Raw genomic sequence first — 17,164 nt, 5'->3', positions numbered from 1 at the left:
CTAATGCCCCTGTAGAAAAAGCCATAAAGCCCGGCATTCCGCCGCGCTCAGCCGGTAGCGCGGCATATCCGTGCCGATCAGGATATCGGTCGGGTCTTTCCCGCTACGCAACATCTCGCAAAAGCTCTGTTCGGTATACGCCCGCTCCGGCCCCCCGCGCCTGGCGCTGGCCTCCGTCAAGAAGCGCGCGCCCAAATCCGGCGCAAACCGGCCATCCGCCCGCGCCTGATCCTGCAGGCGATGACAGTTGGCGCAACGCGCGTACTCGCTGTCCAAGGGGCGGTTATGGACATACAGCTGGCCGACCAAGGCGGTCTGGCCGTAGAACAGCCGGCCGCCGTCCACAGCCTCCTCGCCGCCGGCCGCGCACGGCGTCCCCCACAGGACAAGCCCGCAGGCGAGCGCGCCCAAGCCGCGTTTAATTGATGGCGATGATGCGAGCGACACTGGGCACCCCTTGCGGACTCATCGCGAACAACATGTAGTAGCCCGGCAAAACCGCGCCGCTATCCGCGGGAATCTGCAGGGAATAACGCATTTCCCCCGCCATCGGCGCGAGTTGCGACACCGACAAAGCGATCCGACGCTGATCGTTGTTGACCGAATGCGTCACCGCGGACAGCCTCATCAAGGCGAACTGGCTCGCCGCCTGCTGCGTTTTGACTTCGATCACGCTCCCCGGCCGCGCCTGCGCCGGCGCGGCGCTAATCACCGGTCGGGCCGCCGGGCTGCCGTCCGCGTTCAACAAATAAGGAGGGGTCAGGATCTCCGCGTTCAAGTGATTTTGCGGGCAGCCGGCGCCGCACAAGCCGCCGCCGCCGACAAACACCCGCCCATCCTGCAACAGGATCGCCGTGCTATGGTAGGTCCGCGGCACCTGCATGGGCTTCAAGGGCTGGAACACCTGTTTCGCCGAACTCCACAGCTCCGGCGTCAGCACCGCATAGGAGTCCGTGAACGGCTGCGGTATCGTCTGTCCGCCCACCACCACCACGTCGCCGTCGGGCAAGGCCACCGCATTGGCGAATGCGCGGCGATAGCTCATTCCAGGCAGCGACTTCACCTTCACCTGGGCCTTGGGTCCGCCGCGGATATCGATCAGATGGGCCGAGTTGCTCGCATAGGTGGTGCCCGTGTTCTGCTGATAAGCCGGCGCGCCGCCCAGCTTCAGAATCAGGCCGGCGTCAAACATCACCGCATTGCCGTTGATGCTGTAAGGATCATTGCCGCGCGTCCCCGCCGAAACGATGCTGCCGGCTCCGCTGGTGCCTATCCAGTTCATCTGAGCGCTGGGGCCGGCATGGAACACCGTCCCGCCGCTGCCGGCGAACAGCCATAAATGGTTGTCGCCGCGGTACACGCTGCCGTTGGCGTCCTGCGGATCGGGGCCGATCACATTGTTTTCCGGCACGCCGGAAAGCACGGTCCAATGACCGTTGCCCCACACCTCCCCGCTGCGGTTGGGCCGGCTCTTGCTGTTGTAGCCGCCGCTCCAGGAACCGCCCAAAGTCAGCACCCGGCCGTCCGACAATACGGTATTGGCCTCATAGCCCCGCGGAATGTTCATATTGCCGCTGGCGCTCCAGCGCTTGGCCGCCCAATCGTATATTTGCGTTTTAGGGCTGCTGGAGCCGCCGTTGATCAGCAGATTGCCGTTGGGCAACATCGACGTGCCGGGGCAGAACAGATTCGCGCCGGTGGTCACCACCGTCAACGGCAGCGGCGCGTTCTTCGCCGCGTCGAACAGCGCGGTATAGGTCTTGCTATTGCCGTTGCCGCTGTCCCCGCTGAAGGCGTCGGGAAAATCCGCGGACCACATCATCAACTTGTTGTCCGGCAGATTGGCGACGCCCACCGGGGTGACCGGCAGAGGAATCACACCGCTCCAGGCGGAGGGAAGCGCCGCGCTTTTGGCGCCGGGATAATCGAACATGAACTGGTCGTTCACCTGCGCCTTGCCCTGGCACGGCCATTGCACCACCTTGGTTCCCTGCGTCGCAACGCCGGAAAAAATATTCACGCACTGGCCGCTGGATGCCGACACGATATGGTAAGTGCCGACATCCACCGGCTGGATTTTCCACTGATCATTGGCCACCGCCACGCTTTGGCATGGCCACTGAATCAGCTGAACGCCCTGGTTTCGGCTTGAAGCCGGCACATTCAAGCACATCTGCGATTTCTGCGAGACGATGTGGTAGAAGCCGTTTGCCAGCGGCACGAAAGTCCATTGCTCATTGCTCCCCGCCGAGCAAGGCCATTGAATGATGCCGGCTCCGGAGCTGGTCGAACCGCCGCCGACATTCAAGCACTGACCGCTATTCACCGCCACGATGCCGGTGGTGGCGGCCGCGCTCACTTCAGGACACAGCAGCCATGACACGCCGAGAACACCGCTCGCCAGCGTCATCAATCCGTTTCCAAGCTTCAACATGAAGTCCCCTTAATAGCCTGTTCAAAGTCCGCTGCGCCCCCCTGGGCGCAACACGGCGAATCCATCTTCAGAGTGCCCCTCCAGCGCCTGTTTATTCCTCGTCTTCAGCCGCAAGACCTTGCCTCGTCTTGCTCGCAGGGCTTTGGACAGGCGCTTATAAATCGCTTGATCCACACACGTCACGGCATGCCAAGATGCCCTCCCGATCCTTTCTCACGGCCGGATCGGCCGGCGCCGGACACTGCCGCCACTCTGATGGCTCGCCCCAACAAAAACAACAAAAATTTACAACAGATAATGATTTTTGTATCAAATACAGTACACCGTCCTGGAGGAAAGACCCAAAATCGCCGAACGCTTGAAAACAAAGGCGCTATTCAGAAGTACTTTTCAATTAAATTAATATATTAATAATAAGACAGGACATGTTCTCCCCCCCTCCCCATGCGGTTGCTGTCATCCGCGGGGCGCCGGCACGACTAAAGGGCAGGACAGGAGCCCGTCACCGCCCTCGCCACCCGCGCCGCAGGCAAGCAAAACCTCAAGGCCGGATGTACCGCAGCCGCGCCCGGCCCTAAAATAGACTTAAACCATCCGCAAAGGAGCACACCATGACCCTGCAAAAAACCGATCAGGAATGGCAAAGACAGCTGACGCCGGAACAATACCGCGTCACCCGCCAGGCCGGCACCGAACACCCGTTCAGCGGCGAACACTATACCCGCACCGAAACCGGCGATTACCACTGCGTCTGCTGCGGCACCCTGCTATTCCACAGCGACGCCAAATACGACCCCGGCTGTGGCTGGCCCAGCTTCTGGGCCGAAGCCGCCGGCGCGCGCATCGCCCGCATCGTCGACACCTCGCACGGCATGGTTCGCACCGAGGTGCGCTGCTCCGAATGCGACGCCCACCTGGGCCATGTGTTTCCGGACGGCCCCGAGCCCAGCGGCGAGCGCTATTGCATCAACTCGGTGGCGCTGGGCTTCACGCCCAAGCCTTGAGCCCGCCCAGGTCTGCCGCTGAACTGAACCCCAAACCAAAAAGGCAGCGCCGCCACGATCCATGGCGACACTGCCTTTTATGACTTTCCCGACTGAGGGCGGGCCTGCCGCCGTTTAACGCTTGCCGGCCGCCTCTTCGCGTCGGCGCTTGGCTTCTTCCAACAGATAGACCTGATAATCGTCCAGATCGCCGTCAAAATCGCTGACGCCGCCGCGCGACACCATCCAGAACTCGTCGCAAACCGCGCGCAGCAGCGCGCGGTCGTGGCTGACCAGCATCACCGAACCCTCGAACTCGTTCAGCGCCACGCTCAAGGCCTCGCGCGTGGCCAGGTCCAGATGGTTGGTCGGCTCGTCCAGCAGCAATAGATTGGGGCGCAGCCAGACTATCATGCACAGCACCAGCCGCGCTTTCTCTCCACCGCTCATGCTGCCCACAGCCTGCTTGACCATGTCGCCGCTGAAGTTGAAGGTGCCGAGGAAATTGCGCAGCCCCTGCTCGCGGCAGTCGTTGGACGGCGGTCGCAGCTGCGCCGGCGTTTCTCGCGCCAAGCGCAGCATATGCTGCAGCGGATCGTCTTCCGGCCGCAATACGTCCAGCTCTTGCTGCGAGAAGTAGCCGATGTTCAAGCCTTTGCCGCGTATGATCTCGCCGCCGGTGGCCGTCAGCGCTTCGGCCACCGTCTTCACCAGCGTGGACTTGCCCTGGCCGTTGGCGCCCAGAATGCCGATGCGCTGCCCGGCCAGCACGGAGCGGTTCACCCCGTTGACGATCACGACGGGCGGCGCGCCTGCCTCCGCTCCCTCCGCCGCCGGATAACCGAACGAGGCCTGAGACATGGTCAGCATCGGGTTGGGCAGGCTGCTCGGCTCCTTGAACTCGAACTGGAAGTCGGCCTCGGTCAGCACCGGCGCGATCTTCTCCATCCGTTCCAGCGCCTTGACGCGGCTTTGCGCCTGCTTGGCCTTGCTGGCCTTGGCCTTGAAGCGGTCGATGAACTTCTGCAGATGCGCCATCTTCTCCTGCTGCTTGGCCAGCACGGCCTGCTGCAAAATCATCTGCTCCGCCCGCATGTCCTCGAACTTGCTGTAGTTGCCGCCATAGCGCACCAGCTTGCCGTGGTCGATGTGCAGGGTGACATTGGTCACCGCGTCCAGGAATTCGCGGTCATGGCTGATCACCACCATGGTGCCGGCGTACTGTTTGAGCCAGGCCTCCAGCCAGACCAAGGCGTCCAGGTCGAGGTGGTTGGTCGGTTCGTCCAAGAGCAATAGATCGGACGGGCACATCAGCGCGCGCGCCAGCTGCAAACGCATGCGCCAGCCGCCGGAAAAACTGTTCACCGGCCGCTGCAATTCGGCCACGCTAAAGCCCAGACCCAGGATCAGCGCCTGCGCCCGCGCGGGAGCGTCATGCTCGCCGGCGTCGTTCAGCGCGGTGTAGGCATGCGCCATGCGCATATAGTCCTCGCCCGCCTCGGCTTCGGCCACTTCGCGCCGCGCCGCCAGCAAGGCGGTATCGCCCTCCACCACGAACTCGGTGGCGGTCTGCGAGGTTTCCGGCATGTCCTGCGCCACCTGCGCCATCCGCCACTGGCTGGGGATGGAGAAATCGCCGCTGTCTTCGTGCAGGCTGCCGTTCAAGACCGCGAACAGCGAAGACTTGCCCGCGCCGTTGCGCCCTACCAGGCCGACCTTTTCACCGGGGTTGATATTGACTGTCGCGCCGTCCAGCAAGACTTTGGTTCCGCGACGCAAAGCCACGTTTTTCAGAATAATCATTGGGAATAGCAGTGTTGCAGAATTTTAGGAAGCAAGAAAACAGCAGCCCGGCGACCACTTGCGTCCCGGCGGAATGCCATGAATAAGCATGCCCGCGGACAAAAGCCGGGGCACGAGGGAGGGATTATACGCAGATGCGCGCTCACGGAGGATAAGCGTCTGCGCCATCTCGGCGAAACGCGGGGCGGCGGGCGCGTTCCAGGAACGGCCCGGCTCCGCCACGCCCGAGCCGTAGGCTCAGGCCTCAGACTTCCCAGTACTCCTTCTGACGCCCCTGCGAGCCGGGGTTCAACTGCTCGCGCAGGCTGCGCAGCTTGTCCGGCTCGCCGCGCACGCGGAACCAGCTGCCCTCTTCCTCCGCGCGTTCTTCCAGCACCTGGCAGTGGCTGTAGATTTCGCCGCGCAGTTGCTGGGCGGACCACGGCAGCAGCAGTTCGCCTTCCTCCAGATCTCTCTGGAAGAAGGCCACGATCAGCGCGCGCAGCGCCGCCACTTCCTCGGGGCGGCGCGCGCTCATCACCACGCAGTCCGGATAGCGTTGCCGCAGCTCGGCGGCCCAGGCCGCCTGCTCGGCCGCGTCGCCGACATGATCTATCTTGTTGAACACCCGGATGCGCGGCACTTCGTCGGCGCCGATTTCCTTCAAGACCTCATCGGTCACTTCCAGCTGACGCTGGAAGCCCGGGTCGCTGGCGTCGATCACATGCAGCAGCAGGGCCGCGTCCAGCGCTTCTTCCAGCGTGGACTTGAACGAGGCCACCAGGCCGTGAGGCAGATTCTTGATGAAGCCCACGGTATCGCTGACCAGCACCCGCGGCACGCTTTCCGGGTAGATGGCGCGCACCGTGGTGTCCAGGGTGGCGAACAGCTTATTGGCCACCAGCACTTCGCTGCCGGTCAAGGCGCGCATCAGCGTGGACTTGCCGGCATTGGTGTAGCCCACCAGCGACACCCCGCCCAGGCCCTGACCCTGGCGCTCCATCCGGCGCGCGCGCTGGGTCTTGCGCTCCAGCTCCATCGCGACGATTTCGCGCTGCAGCTCGGCGATGCGGTCGCGTACCTTGCGACGATCCAGCTCGGTATGCGATTCGCCGGCGCCGCGCCCGCCCATGCCGCTGCGCTGCCGGCCTTGCGGCCCGGCCAGCTTGGCCGCCTCGCGCAAGCGCGGCGCCATATAACCGAGACGGGCGATCTCCACCTGGGCGCGCGCCGCGCGCGAGCGGGCGTTGCGGTGGAAGATCTCCAGAATCACCATGGTGCGGTCCATCACCTCGCAGCCGACGGCCAGCTCCAGATTGCGCGCCTGCGACGGCGAGATTTCGTGGTCCACCAGCAAGGCGTCGATCTCCACCGTGCCGGCGTCCAAGACCGGCGGCGCGTCCTCCAGCTCGTCGTTGCGAAGACCGCGATTGACGAACTGGCTGATTTCCTCCAGCTTGCCCACGCCCATATAGGCGGTGCGGTCGAAGCTGTTACGCTTTTGCACAAAGGTCCGCACCACTTGGAAGCCCAGGGTCTTGGCCAGTTCGCTCAGCTCGGTGAGCGAGGCCTCGAACTCGACATCGCTGACATCGGGCAACTGGACCGAGGCCACCAGGGCGTAGCGGGGTTTCTCTTTGACTTCTGTTTGCATGTGCGTATGACTTTAACTTGATAGCGAGCCCAGATAGTACTCGCAAACGGAACTTCCCGCTGCGCAACGCGCGTTGCGGCGACGCCACGCCCCGCTTGACCCGGCCGCGGGCAGCGTCGATACTCCTGCCGCTTCAAGTCCATCGCCGTCAACGCCAATCCATGTCATTCACCTCACTGGGCCTGTCGCCCGCCCTGGCGCAGGCCGCCAGCGATCAGGGCTACCCGGCCCCCACCGCGGTTCAGCTCGCCGCCGTCCCCGCCGTTTTGCAAGGCCACGACGTGCTGGCCACCGCGCAAACCGGTTCCGGCAAAACCGCGGCCTACTGCCTGCCGCTGTTGCAGCAATGGCTGGCTGGCCGCCAGGTCTCGTCTCGCCAGCCGCAAACGCTGATCCTGCTCCCCACCAGGGAACTGGCGGCGCAAGTGGGCGACGCCCTGCGCCAGCTGGCCCAGGGCCTGCCGCGCCGGCCCAAGATCGCCGTGGTCTTCGGCGGCGTCTCCATCAATCCTCAGATGATGGCCTTGCGCGGCGGCGCCGACATCGTGGCGGCCACGCCCGGCCGGCTGCTGGACCTGCTGGCGCACAATGCGCTGCGGCTCGCCGCCGTCGACACCCTGGTGCTGGACGAGGCCGACCGCCTGCTCGACCTCGGCTTCGCCGACGAACTGGCCAGCGTGCTGGCGCAGCTGCCGCCCTACCGGCAAAACCTGATGTTTTCCGCCACCTTCCCGCCCGTCGTGCGCGCGCTGGCGGAGCAATTGCTGAACCAGCCGCGGCATATCGACATCGCGCCCGGCGACGTCGCCGCGCCGGACATCCGCCAGCGCGTCATCGAGGTGGACGCCGGCCGGCGCACCATGTTGTTGCGCCATCTGCTGCACACCCATGGCTGGGAGCGGGCTCTGGTCTTCGTGGCCAGCCGCCACACCGCAGACCGAGTGGCCGGCAAGCTGCAGGCCGCAGGCGTCCGCGCCGCCGCGCTGCACGGCGATTGCAGCCAGGGACAACGCGGCCAGGTGCTGGCCGACCTCAAGTCCGGCCGTCTGCAAGTCCTGGTGGCCACCGACGTGGCCGCGCGCGGCATCGACATCGCCCGCCTGCCGGTGGTGGTGAACTACGATCTGCCGCGCTCGCCGGTGGACTACACCCACCGCATCGGCCGCACCGGCCGCGCCGGCGCCAGCGGCGAGGCCATCAGCTTCGTCAGCGCCGATTGCGCCGCGCATTTCCAATTGATAGAGAAACGCCAGCGACTGCGGCTGCCGCGCGAACGGATCGCCGGTTTCGAACCCGTCGCCGCCAGCCCGGCCGCGGCCGCGAACGCCGCCACGAACCCGGCGGCCGACAACGGCGGCGTCAAGGGCAAACGCAAGAGCAAGAAGGACAAATTGCGGGAAGCCGCGGCCCAAGCCGAGCAGCGCTGAGCGCCTCGCCGGGCAGAGAGGGATCTAGACGGCAAACAAACAGGGCCGCCCCCAAACGGGAGCGGCCCTGTTTTCGTCCGACGCCGGCCTGACCGGCCATGGCTTGTTCAAAGCCTCGCGACGCGCAACAGAACGTAGCCAGGCTTTTACAAAGCCCCCGGATCAATCTCCGCCACGCTCTCGAACACATAGTCCGGCTGGTAGGGAAACTGCTCCATGGATTCGCGCGACGACACGCCGGACAACACCAGCGCGGTGCCCATGCCGGCTTCTATGCCGCCGACGATGTCGGTGTCCATCCGGTCGCCTATCATCACCGCCTCCTCCGGATGCACGCCCAGCTTGCGGGTGGCCAGCATCATCATCAGCGAGTTCGGCTTGCCCACGATGTAGGGCTTCTTGCCGGTGGCGGCCTCGATGGCGGCCAGCAGCGTGCCGGCGGCCGGCTCGTAGCCGCCGCCCTCTATCGGATCGATCATATCCGGGTTGGTGCCGATGAATTTGGCGCCCTGGTCGATAAAACGCACCGCCTTCTTGATCTGCTCGAAACTGAAGGTCTGGGACTTGGCCACCACCACGTAATCCGGATGGGATTCGGAAATGGAAAACCCCACCTTGTACAGCTCGTTGATCAGGCCCGCGCCGCCCACCACGTAGGCGGTGGGCATGGCCTTGCGCGTCTGGCTGCGCAGAAACATCGCCGTGGCCATCGCGCTGGTGATGAAGTTGTCTTCCGTCACGCCGTTGATGCCCAGGCTCTCCAGCTTCAGCCTCAGATCCAGCGGCGTCTGCTCCGCGTTATTGGTCAGAAACAGGAAGGGCGTGCCGCCCTGCGTCAGGCGGTTGACGAAATCGCGCGCGCCCGGAATCAGTTGCTTGCCCCGATAAATCACTCCGTCCATGTCGGAAATGATGCTTTTGCTCATACGGTCCATCCAAAACTGCAAGTGCCGACTCCGCCGGCACGGTGGCGGGCCGCGGCTCATTCGCCGCAACGGCGACAGCATAGCACGGCGGCGCGGTGGCCGACGCCCTCCTTGCCGCCGAGCGGAAAGACAGCGGCCGGGCGCGCGGCGTCGTCCCAATGGACAGGCGACGCCGCGCCAAGCTATCTGTATGGGATCTTTGCCTGTACCATCGGAGCCAGATGCACGCATGCCCGTCGGGCCGTTCCGCCGGCGGGCTCCTTTCGCAGCAGCGGCCGCGCCGTCCCGGCGCGACCTTTTGCCATCCAGGGAGCGCAGCACGTATGAACATCGACGCCATCCGCGAGCAGGCCTTCGCCATGCCGCTGACCAACCCCGCCTTCCCCCGCGGCCCCTACCGCTTCACCAACCGCGAATTCTTCATCATCACTTATCGCACCGATCCGGCCAAGCTGCGCGAGGCGGTGCCGGAACCGCTGCAGCCGGCCTCGGATCTGGTGAACTTCGAGTTCATCCGCATGCCGGACTCCACCGGCTTTGGCGACTACACCGAAAGCGGCCAGGTGATCCCGGTTCTGCTGGGTGGCGTGGCCGGCAATTACACTCACGCGATGTATCTGAACGACCACCCGCCCATCGCCGGCGGCCGCGAACTGTGGGGCTTTCCCAAGAAGCTGGCCTGCCCGCGGCTGCAAGTGCGCACCGACACCCTGGTGGGCGAACTGGACTACGGCCCGGTGCGGGTGGCCACCGCCACCATGGGCTACAAACATCACGCCCAGGACGCCAGCGCGCTGCAGCGCTCCATGGTCAACACGCCCAACTTCCTCTTGAAGATCATCCCGCATGTGGACGGCAGCGTTCGCATCTGCGAGCTGGTGCGCTTTCACCTCAAGGACGTCACCGTGCACGGCGCCTGGAGCGGGCCGGCGGCGCTGGCGCTGTTTCCCCACGCGCTGGCCCCGGTGGCGGAACTGCCGGTGCTGGAAGTGGTGGAGGCGCGCCACATCGTCGCCGACCTGACCCTGGGTCTGGGCGAAGTGGAATTCGATTACCTGAACTAAGCGCCTGTACTTACAGAACCTGTTCAAAGTCTCGCGAGCAAGGACGAGACGAGGCGGAAACCGGCGCCAAGCCGCTATGCGGCGCACCCCACCCGACGACAAGGAGAGCAGCATGCAATTGAACGGCAAAGTGGCATTGATCACCGGCGCGGCCAGCGGCATAGGCAAAGCCATTGCGGAAACCTACGCCCGCGCCGGCGCGGCGGTGGCCATCGCCGACATCAACCTGACGGCGGCGCAAGCCGCGGCGGAAGAGATCAAGGCCGCCGGCGGCAAGGCGGTGGGCGTGGCGATGGACGTGACCCATGAGGAATCCGTCAACGCCGGCACCCAGGCGGCGGTGGACGCGCTGGGCGGGCTGGACATCCTGATCTCCAACGCCGGCATCCAGATCGTCAACCCGCTGGTGGACTACTCGTTTTCCGACTGGAAGAAGATGCAGGCCATCCACGTGGACGGCGCCTTTCTCACCACCAAGGCCGCGCTGCGCCATATGTATCAGGACAAGCGCGGCGGCACCGTGATCTATATGGGGTCGGTGCACTCCCACGAGGCGTCCAAGCTCAAATCCGCCTACGTCACCGCCAAACACGCGCTGCTGGGCCTGTGCCGGGTGCTGGCCAAGGAAGGCGCGGAATACAATGTGCGCGCCCACGTGATCTGCCCGGGCTTCGTGCGCACGCCGCTGGTGGAGAAGCAGATTCCGGAGCAGGCCAAAGAGCTGGGCATCAGCGAGGAAGAAGTGGTCAAGCGCGTGATGCTGGGCAATACCGTGGACGGAGTGTTCACCACGGTGGAAGACGTGGCCCAGACCGCGCTGTTCCTGGCCGCCTTCCCCAGCGCCGCGCTCACCGGACAATCGGTGATTGTCAGCCACGGCTGGTATATGCAATGACGCCGCCGCACAACCCCGCCTGCCCGCAGAGCGGCGGCCTGTACCAGAGCCGCAGCCTGCCGCCCGGCCACCGCTACCAGGTGCTGGCGCTGGTGCTGCAGGGCGGCGGCGCGCTGGGCTCCTACCAGCCCGGCGTCTACCAGGGCCTGGCCGAGGCCGAGCTGCACCCCAACTGGGTGGCCGGCATTTCCATCGGCGCGCTCAACGCCGCCATCATCGCCGGCAACCCGCCGGAGCGGCGGGTGGAGCAGTTGCGCGCCTTCTGGGACACCATCTGCCGGCCGCCGTTTCTGCCGGCCAGCCCCTTCAGCCAACTGGACACCCACCATTGGCCGGCGGGGCTGAACGGACTGATGGCGAGCTGGGAGGCCTGGCGCGCGCTGACCGAGGGCCAGAACGGCTTCTTCCTGCCGCGCTCGCCCTGGCCAAGCGGCGCGCCCTCGCCCGCCAATTGCAGCCTTTACGACACCTCGCCGCTGAAGAGCACGCTGGAACGTTTCGCCGATTTCGACCGCATCAACGACAGCGATCAGATGCGGGTGTCGGTGGGCGCGGTCAATCTGCGCAGCGGCAACTTCGTCTACTTCGACAATACCCGCCAAAAACTGCGCGCCGAGCATTTCATGGCTTCCGGCGCGCTGCCGCCGGGCTTTCCGGCGGTGGAGATAGACGGCGAGTACTACTGGGACGGCGGCCTGGTGTCCAATACGCCGCTGAAGCAGATACTGAGCACCGAGCCGCGCAAAAACTCGCTGGTGTTCCAGGTGGACCTGTGGAGCGCCAAGGGCGAACCGCCCACGGACATGAAGGCGATCGCGATGCGGCAGAAGGACATCCAGTACTCCAGCCGCACCCGGCAGATCACCGACACGATGAAACGGGAACAGAACTATCGCGGCTTACTGCGGCAGCTGATGGAACTGGTGCCGGAGGCGCAACGCGAACACCCGGCCTACCGCCACGCCCACGAACTGGCCTGCGGCCGGCTGTTGAAGGTGATACACCTGATCTACCAGGACAAGGAGTACGAAGACCACCACAAGGATTATCAATTCGGCGCCCAGACCATGCGCGCGCACTGGGCCAGCGGCTATCAGGACATCCGCCGCACACTACGCCATCCGGACTGGCTGGAGATGCCGTCGCCGGACCGGCCCTTCGTCACCCACGACGTGCATCGCTGAAACGGCAGTCCAGGCGCGGGCGCGCGCTCAGCCTTTCAAGCCGAGGCCGCCCGCCGTCCCAGCGCCAGCCAGTCCTGCACCGCCGGCCGCCGCCATTGGCGCTCGGCGTAGGCGGCCAAACGCGGCGGCAGCGCATCGTCGTATTGCAGCCGTTTCAGCATTAGCGCGAGATCGGTATCGGCCAGACACCAGGCGCCGAACAGCTCGCCGCCGTCGGCCGGCAGCAATTGCTCTGCGGCCGCGATCAGCTTGCCGGCCGCCTGGCGCGCTTCCGGCGCCAGCGTGCCCGCCGCCGGACGCAGAAACACCACCTCGGTGTTGCGGTCTTCCCGCAGCGCCATCAGATCGCTGCGCAGCCAGGCTTGCAGCTGGCGCGCGCGAGCGCGCTGGCGCAAGTCCTGCGGGTATAGCCGCGCGCGTTCGGGATAAGCGTCTTCCAGATATTCGGCAATGGCCGAGGATTCGCTGAGACGGAACTCGCCGTCTTCCAGCATGGGCACGCGGGCGGTCAGCGACTGACGCCGATAGTCGGCCGCCAGATTGGCCTGCGCCTCCAGACTGACGGTCGATAGTTCGAAAGTCAGCCCCTTTTCTTTCAGGGCGACAAAGGCGGACAGCGCGTAAGGGCTGAGAAAACGGGAATCGACATGCAGCAGCATCGGAGCCTCCGGGACGGGGACAATGGACTCCCGATGCTAGCGACATGAGGCGCCGGACGCCAGCGCCAAAACGCGAACACTGCGTTCCGCCGCATCATCAACAGATGCTCAGCCGAACAGTCCGGTGGACAGGTAACGGTCGCCGCGGTCGCAGATGATGGAGACGATGACCGCGTTCTCCAGCTGACGCGACAGGCGCAGCGCCACCGCCAAGGCGCCGCCGGACGAAGGCCCGGCCAGGATGCCCTCCTCGCGCGCCAGTTGCCGCGCCATATCCTCGGCCTCCTGCTGACCGACGTGCTGCAAATCGTCCAGTTGCGAAAAGTCGCAAATCTTGGGCACGTAGGGGTCTTCCCATTTACGGATGCCGGCGATCTGGCTGCCCGGCTCCGGATGCACGCCCACGATCTGGATCGCCGGATTTTGCTGCTTCAGATAGCGGCTGGTGCCCATGACGGTGCCGGTGGTGCCCATGCTGGACACGAAGTGGGTGACGCCGCCCCGGGTGTCATGCCAGATTTCCGGCCCGGTGCTTTCATAGTGGGCCAGCGGATTGTCCGGATTGGAGAATTGATCGAGGATGCGGCCCTGGCCGGCGGCTTCCATCTTGCGCGCCAGGTCGATGGAACCCGGCATGGAGGCTTCCTTGGGGGTCAGGACCACTTCCGCGCCGTAGGCGCGCATCGCCTGCACCCGCTCGGCGCTGGAGTTCTCCGGCATGATGAGGATCATCTTATAGCCCATCATCGCCGCCGCCATCGCCAACGCGATGCCGGTGTTGCCGCTGGTGGGTTCGATCAGCGTATCGCCCGGCTGAATCTCGCCGCGCTCTTCCGCGCGACGGATCATGGACAGCGCCGGCCGGTCTTTGACCGAGCCCGCCGGGTTATTGCCTTCCAGCTTGACCAGCACGATGTTGCTGGTGACGCCGGGCAGGCGCTTGAGTCTGACCAAGGGGGTGTGGCCGACGAAATCTTCCAGATGCTTGTACACGACGCGTTCTCCAACGGGGAACGGCCATTATACCGATTGGCTATCAGCAAAGACGGAATCCTTATGTCTAAGCAAATAACCGTTGCTGCAACTATCTGCCCGCGGACGCTTCCGCCAGTATCGCCAGCAAGTCTTCAGGGAAATAGCGCGCGCCGGACGCGGCCAGTTCCTCCGGCGGCCACCAACGGCCCCGCCCCATCACCCGCCGCTCAAGCTCGGTCCAGCCACCGTCGTCCAGCCTCGCGTGTTCGACGCGGATCAGGAAGAAATGCTCAAGCGCCCGCACCCGTTCTCCGTCCAACAGCGTCAACTCGAATGAGCGGCGGGCCACCGGCGAGCCGGGATCGGCGATAAGGTGACCGGTCTCTTCACGGCATTCGCGCCGGGCCGCGTCCGCCAGGCTTTCGCCGGCTTCGAGTTCGCCGCCCGGCGTGAACCAGTATTCGGCCCGGTCCGCCGGCTGGTAGGGAAAGAGCAGCACCCTGCCCGCCGGGTCCAGCATCAGCAGCCGCGCCGCCTGCCGGACGCGCAGCGTCATTGCTTGATCAGCCAATCCACGTAGCGATCCACGCCCTGCTCGACGTCAAACAGCTCGGCGCCGTAACCGGCGCTGCGCAGTTTGCCGATGTCGGCCTGGGTGAAACTCTGATATTTGCCCTTGAGCGCGTCCGGGAAGTCCACGTATTCGACGATGCCCTGAGCCACCATCTCGTCCAGGCTCAGCGCCGGCTGGCCGTCATGGCGGCGGCAGGCGTTGACAGTGGCCACGGCCACGTCGTTGAACGGCTGCGAGCGGCCGGAACCCAGGTTGAAGATGCCGCTCTTTTCCGGGTGGTCCAGGAAATACAGATTGATCTTGGCCACATCCTCCACCGACACGAAGTCGCGGCTTTGCATGCCGTTGCCCCAGCCGTCCCAGCCGCCGAACAGCTTGACCTTGCCGTGTTCGCGATACTGATTGAAGTGGTGGAAGGCCACCGAGGCCATCCGGCCCTTGTGCTGCTCGCGCGGGCCGTAGACGTTGAAATAGCGGAAGCCCACCGCCTGCGCGCTCAGGCCTTCCTTCATGCGTTGACGCAGCACTTGGTCGAACAGGAATTTGGAATAGCCGTAGACATTGAGCGGGCCTTCGTACTGGCGCTCTTCCTTGAACACGGTGCCCTTGCCGTAGGTGGCGGCGCTGGAGGCGTAGAGGAACTGAATCTCCTCGTGCTGACAGTAGTCGAACAGGGCCAGCGTGTACTGATAGTTGTTATCCATCATGTACTTGCCATCGTGGTTCATGGTGTCGGAACACGCGCCCTGGTGCAGGATGGCGGACAGCTCGCCCTCGAACTCGCCTTCCAGCAGCAAGGCCAGGAAGTCGTGCTTGTCCATATAGTGGGCGATTTCGCAATCCACCAGATTGCGGAACTTGTCGCCACTGGACAGATTGTCCACGGCGATGATGTCGGTGACGCCGCGCTCGTTCAGCGCCTTGACCAGGTTGGAACCAATAAAACCGGCGGCGCCGGTGACGACGATAGTCATGTTTTGCCTTTCCGCCGCCGGCCATCGCCGACGGCGCGAGAATATTGCTGCGTGTTTAAAAACCGGCGCCGGGCTCGGCCAGATAGGCCTTCTCGTCCGGCGTGTCCGCCCGGCCCAGCGCGGCGTTGCGATGCGGGAAGCGTCCGAAGCGGACGATCACGTCCCGGTGGCGGTGCGCGTAATCGATAAAACTCGCCATGGCCGCGTCCTCGGCCATGGTTTCAAACAAGCGCACGGCTTCGTCCTGATCCGCCAGCGACTCGCTGTGCTCGAACGGCAGATAGACGAAGGTGCGGGCGATATGCGGCAGTTGCCGGTCCAGGCCGCGCGCCACCATCTCGCGCGCCAGCGCCAGCGCCTGCCCGTCGGTGGCGAAGGCCTCGGCCGAGCCGCGGAACAGATTGCGCGGGAATTGATCGGTCAGAATCAGCCAGGCCAGGCCGCGGCGAGCGTCGCCGGCCTCCGCCGGCAGTTCCCCGGCGCGCGCCTGTCGCCACGCGTCCAGGAAGCGTTCGCGGATAATGCCGTCGAACACTTCATCCTTCTTGAACCAGGCGCTGCGCGGCACCGACAGGAAACTGTCGTCGCCGCCGCCAAACCAGAACGCCAAGATGGCATCGGTATAGTGCTGCATGTGTTCTCCTTCAGGATCCAGCCTGACTGGACGGGATCACACGGCGAAAAGTTCGCGCTGGCTGCACACCGCGGTGCCCAGCTTGCCCACCACCACGCCGGCGGCAGCGTTGGCGAGACTCATCGCCACCGGCAGCGGCTGGCCGGCGGCCAGCCCCAAGCCCAGCGTGCCGATCACGGTGTCGCCGGCGCCGGACACGTCGTAGACTTCGCGCGCGAAGGTGGGCTGATGTACCACGCCCTCATCGCGGAACAAGGTCATGCCCTCCTCGCTGCGCGTCACCAGCAAGGCGTCCAGCGCCAAGTCCGCACGCAAGGCCTGCGCCTTGGCGGTCAGCTCGCTCTCCGACGCCCAGCGGCCGGCCACCTGGCGGAACTCGCTGCGATTGGGCGTCAACAGCGTGGCGCCGGCGTATTTGCTGTAGTCGTCGCCCTTGGGATCGATCAATACCGGCTTGCCGGCCTGGCGCGCCAGTTCGATCATCTTGCTGACGTGGGTCAGCCCGCCCTTGCCGTAATCGGACAGGATCACCACGTCGTGCTCGGCCAGGATCTGCTGATACTCTTCCAGCTTGCCGGCCAGGATCTCATGGCTGGGCGCGTCCTCGAAGTCGAGGCGGATCAGCTGTTGCTGCCGCGCCACCACGCGCAACTTGATGGTGGTGGCGATGCTGGGGTCGCGCTTCAGCGAGGTGGCGATGCCGTCCGCGGCCAGCAGGCGCTCCAGCGCCGAGGCGGCTTCGTCGTCGCCCACCACCGACAGCAAGGTGGCCTTACCGCCCAGGCCGGCGATATTGCGCGCCACGTTGGCGGCGCCGCCGGCGCGCTCTTCAATGCGCTCGATCTTGGCCACCGGCACCGGCGCTTCCGGCGAAATGCGGGTGGCGTCGCCGAACCAATAACGGTCCAGCATCACATCGCCCACCACCAGGACTTTCGCTTGCGCCAGTTCGGCGGCCAGTTTGGAGCTGTCCAGCCCCAGGTCTTGCATCAGGCCCAT

16 protein-coding genes are annotated in these 17,164 nt (G+C 65.1%); 5 read left to right on the top strand and 11 right to left on the bottom strand.

The genetic code is table 11. From position 1 onward, the window contains the following. On the bottom strand, window positions 1–411 hold the full coding sequence (locus ACODRW_RS13030) for a c-type cytochrome (protein WP_488905907.1): 411 nt from the start codon (window positions 409–411) through the stop codon (window positions 1–3). A 7-nt stretch (window positions 412–418) separates the two neighbouring features. Further along, a complete protein-coding gene (locus ACODRW_RS13025) occupies window positions 419–2,434 on the bottom strand; it encodes an RICIN domain-containing protein (RefSeq protein ID WP_488905906.1) in 2,016 nt (671 codons plus the stop codon). Between the two features lie 611 nt (window positions 2,435–3,045). Here ACODRW_RS13025 and msrB point away from each other — a divergent pair. Further along, window positions 3,046–3,438, top strand: a complete 393-nt coding sequence (msrB, locus tag ACODRW_RS13020; protein WP_488877286.1) for a peptide-methionine (R)-S-oxide reductase MsrB — start codon at window positions 3,046–3,048, stop codon at window positions 3,436–3,438. 114 nt (window positions 3,439–3,552) lie between these two features. On the opposite strand, the gene ACODRW_RS13015 is transcribed toward msrB, so the two are convergent. Both ACODRW_RS13015 and hflX read right to left on the bottom strand, forming a co-directional pair. Then, complete coding sequence (locus tag ACODRW_RS13015; protein WP_488905905.1) at window positions 3,553–5,220, bottom strand: ABC-F family ATP-binding cassette domain-containing protein; 1,668 nt, start codon at window positions 5,218–5,220, stop codon at window positions 3,553–3,555. 244 nt (window positions 5,221–5,464) lie between these two features. Further along, window positions 5,465–6,853 carry a GTPase HflX gene (hflX, locus tag ACODRW_RS13010; RefSeq protein WP_488877674.1) on the bottom strand — a complete coding sequence of 463 codons (1,389 nt, stop codon included), beginning with the start codon at window positions 6,851–6,853 and terminating at the stop codon, window positions 5,465–5,467. Between the two features lie 161 nt (window positions 6,854–7,014). On the opposite strand from hflX, the gene ACODRW_RS13005 reads away from it, so the two are divergent. Continuing rightward, window positions 7,015–8,280, top strand: coding sequence for a DEAD/DEAH box helicase (locus ACODRW_RS13005; protein WP_488905904.1), 1,266 nt, complete (start codon window positions 7,015–7,017; stop codon window positions 8,278–8,280). 146 nt (window positions 8,281–8,426) lie between these two features. Here the strand turns inward: ACODRW_RS13005 and ACODRW_RS13000 are convergent, their stop codons facing one another. Continuing rightward, entirely contained in the window at window positions 8,427–9,206 is a 780-nt protein-coding gene (locus tag ACODRW_RS13000; protein WP_107799719.1) for an HAD-IIA family hydrolase, read from the bottom strand. 323 nt (window positions 9,207–9,529) lie between these two features. Here ACODRW_RS13000 and ACODRW_RS12995 point away from each other — a divergent pair, with 323 nt between their 5' ends. From ACODRW_RS12995 to ACODRW_RS12985, 3 genes are all read left to right on the top strand, one after another. After that, a complete protein-coding gene (locus tag ACODRW_RS12995) occupies window positions 9,530–10,270 on the top strand; it encodes an acetoacetate decarboxylase (RefSeq protein WP_107799720.1) in 741 nt (246 codons plus the stop codon). A gap of 112 nt (window positions 10,271–10,382) precedes the next feature. Further along, window positions 10,383–11,165 carry a 3-hydroxybutyrate dehydrogenase gene (locus ACODRW_RS12990; protein ID WP_107799721.1) on the top strand — a complete coding sequence of 261 codons (783 nt, stop codon included), beginning with the start codon at window positions 10,383–10,385 and terminating at the stop codon, window positions 11,163–11,165. Then, window positions 11,162–12,349: a DUF3734 domain-containing protein gene (locus ACODRW_RS12985; protein ID WP_488905903.1), complete on the top strand. Its 1,188-nt coding sequence runs from the start codon at window positions 11,162–11,164 to the stop codon at window positions 12,347–12,349. The genes ACODRW_RS12990 and ACODRW_RS12985 overlap by 4 nt, the downstream gene beginning before the upstream one ends. Window positions 12,350–12,384: 35 nt before the next feature. Here ACODRW_RS12985 and yfcF read toward each other — a convergent pair whose 3' ends face one another. The 6 genes from yfcF to rfaE1 all read right to left on the bottom strand — a co-directional run bounded on the left by yfcF (window position 12,385) and on the right by rfaE1 (window position 17,164). Continuing rightward, complete coding sequence (gene yfcF, locus ACODRW_RS12980) at window positions 12,385–13,008, bottom strand: glutathione transferase (protein WP_235087755.1); 624 nt, start codon at window positions 13,006–13,008, stop codon at window positions 12,385–12,387. 108 nt (window positions 13,009–13,116) lie between these two features. Further along, window positions 13,117–14,001 (bottom strand): cysteine synthase CysM, encoded by an 885-nt coding sequence (cysM, locus tag ACODRW_RS12975; RefSeq protein ID WP_107799724.1) that lies wholly within the window; start codon window positions 13,999–14,001, stop codon window positions 13,117–13,119. A 91-nt stretch (window positions 14,002–14,092) separates the two neighbouring features. Then, window positions 14,093–14,554, bottom strand: coding sequence for an NUDIX hydrolase (locus tag ACODRW_RS12970; protein ID WP_488905902.1), 462 nt, complete (start codon window positions 14,552–14,554; stop codon window positions 14,093–14,095). Continuing rightward, window positions 14,536–15,531 carry an ADP-glyceromanno-heptose 6-epimerase gene (gene rfaD, locus ACODRW_RS12965; protein WP_488905901.1) on the bottom strand — a complete coding sequence of 332 codons (996 nt, stop codon included), beginning with the start codon at window positions 15,529–15,531 and terminating at the stop codon, window positions 14,536–14,538. The genes ACODRW_RS12970 and rfaD overlap by 19 nt, the downstream gene beginning before the upstream one ends. A gap of 55 nt (window positions 15,532–15,586) precedes the next feature. Further along, window positions 15,587–16,165 (bottom strand): DUF924 family protein, encoded by a 579-nt coding sequence (locus ACODRW_RS12960; protein WP_488905900.1) that lies wholly within the window; start codon window positions 16,163–16,165, stop codon window positions 15,587–15,589. A gap of 36 nt (window positions 16,166–16,201) precedes the next feature. Continuing rightward, window positions 16,202–17,164 carry a D-glycero-beta-D-manno-heptose-7-phosphate kinase gene (gene rfaE1 / locus ACODRW_RS12955; RefSeq protein ID WP_304502833.1) on the bottom strand — a complete coding sequence of 321 codons (963 nt, stop codon included), beginning with the start codon at window positions 17,162–17,164 and terminating at the stop codon, window positions 16,202–16,204.

The organism is Chromobacterium sp. FG89 (assembly GCF_057808735.1).
This window is presented reverse-complemented; position numbering and strand designations above follow the sequence as displayed.

Excerpts from the sequence above, each read along its gene's own strand:
- ACODRW_RS12985 (WP_488905903.1), top strand. The coding sequence starts at position 11,162 with ATGACGCCGCCGCACAACCCCGCCTGCCCGCAGAGCGGCGGCCTGTAC.
- ACODRW_RS12990 (WP_107799721.1), top strand. The coding sequence starts at position 10,383 with ATGCAATTGAACGGCAAAGTGGCATTGATCACCGGCGCGGCCAGCGGC.
- ACODRW_RS12995 (WP_107799720.1), top strand. The coding sequence starts at position 9,530 with ATGAACATCGACGCCATCCGCGAGCAGGCCTTCGCCATGCCGCTGACC.
- ACODRW_RS13015 (WP_488905905.1), bottom strand. The coding sequence starts at position 5,220 with ATGATTATTCTGAAAAACGTGGCTTTGCGTCGCGGAACCAAAGTCTTG.
- msrB (WP_488877286.1), top strand. The coding sequence starts at position 3,046 with ATGACCCTGCAAAAAACCGATCAGGAATGGCAAAGACAGCTGACGCCG.
- rfaE1 (WP_304502833.1), bottom strand. The coding sequence starts at position 17,164 with ATGGGCCTGATGCAAGACCTGGGGCTGGACAGCTCCAAACTGGCCGCC.
- ACODRW_RS13000 (WP_107799719.1), bottom strand. The coding sequence starts at position 9,206 with ATGAGCAAAAGCATCATTTCCGACATGGACGGAGTGATTTATCGGGGC.
- rfaD (WP_488905901.1), bottom strand. The coding sequence starts at position 15,531 with ATGACTATCGTCGTCACCGGCGCCGCCGGTTTTATTGGTTCCAACCTG.
- ACODRW_RS13025 (WP_488905906.1), bottom strand. The coding sequence starts at position 2,434 with ATGTTGAAGCTTGGAAACGGATTGATGACGCTGGCGAGCGGTGTTCTC.
- ACODRW_RS13005 (WP_488905904.1), top strand. The coding sequence starts at position 7,015 with ATGTCATTCACCTCACTGGGCCTGTCGCCCGCCCTGGCGCAGGCCGCC.
- ACODRW_RS12960 (WP_488905900.1), bottom strand. The coding sequence starts at position 16,165 with ATGCAGCACTATACCGATGCCATCTTGGCGTTCTGGTTTGGCGGCGGC.
- hflX (WP_488877674.1), bottom strand. The coding sequence starts at position 6,853 with ATGCAAACAGAAGTCAAAGAGAAACCCCGCTACGCCCTGGTGGCCTCG.
- yfcF (WP_235087755.1), bottom strand. The coding sequence starts at position 13,008 with ATGCTGCTGCATGTCGATTCCCGTTTTCTCAGCCCTTACGCGCTGTCC.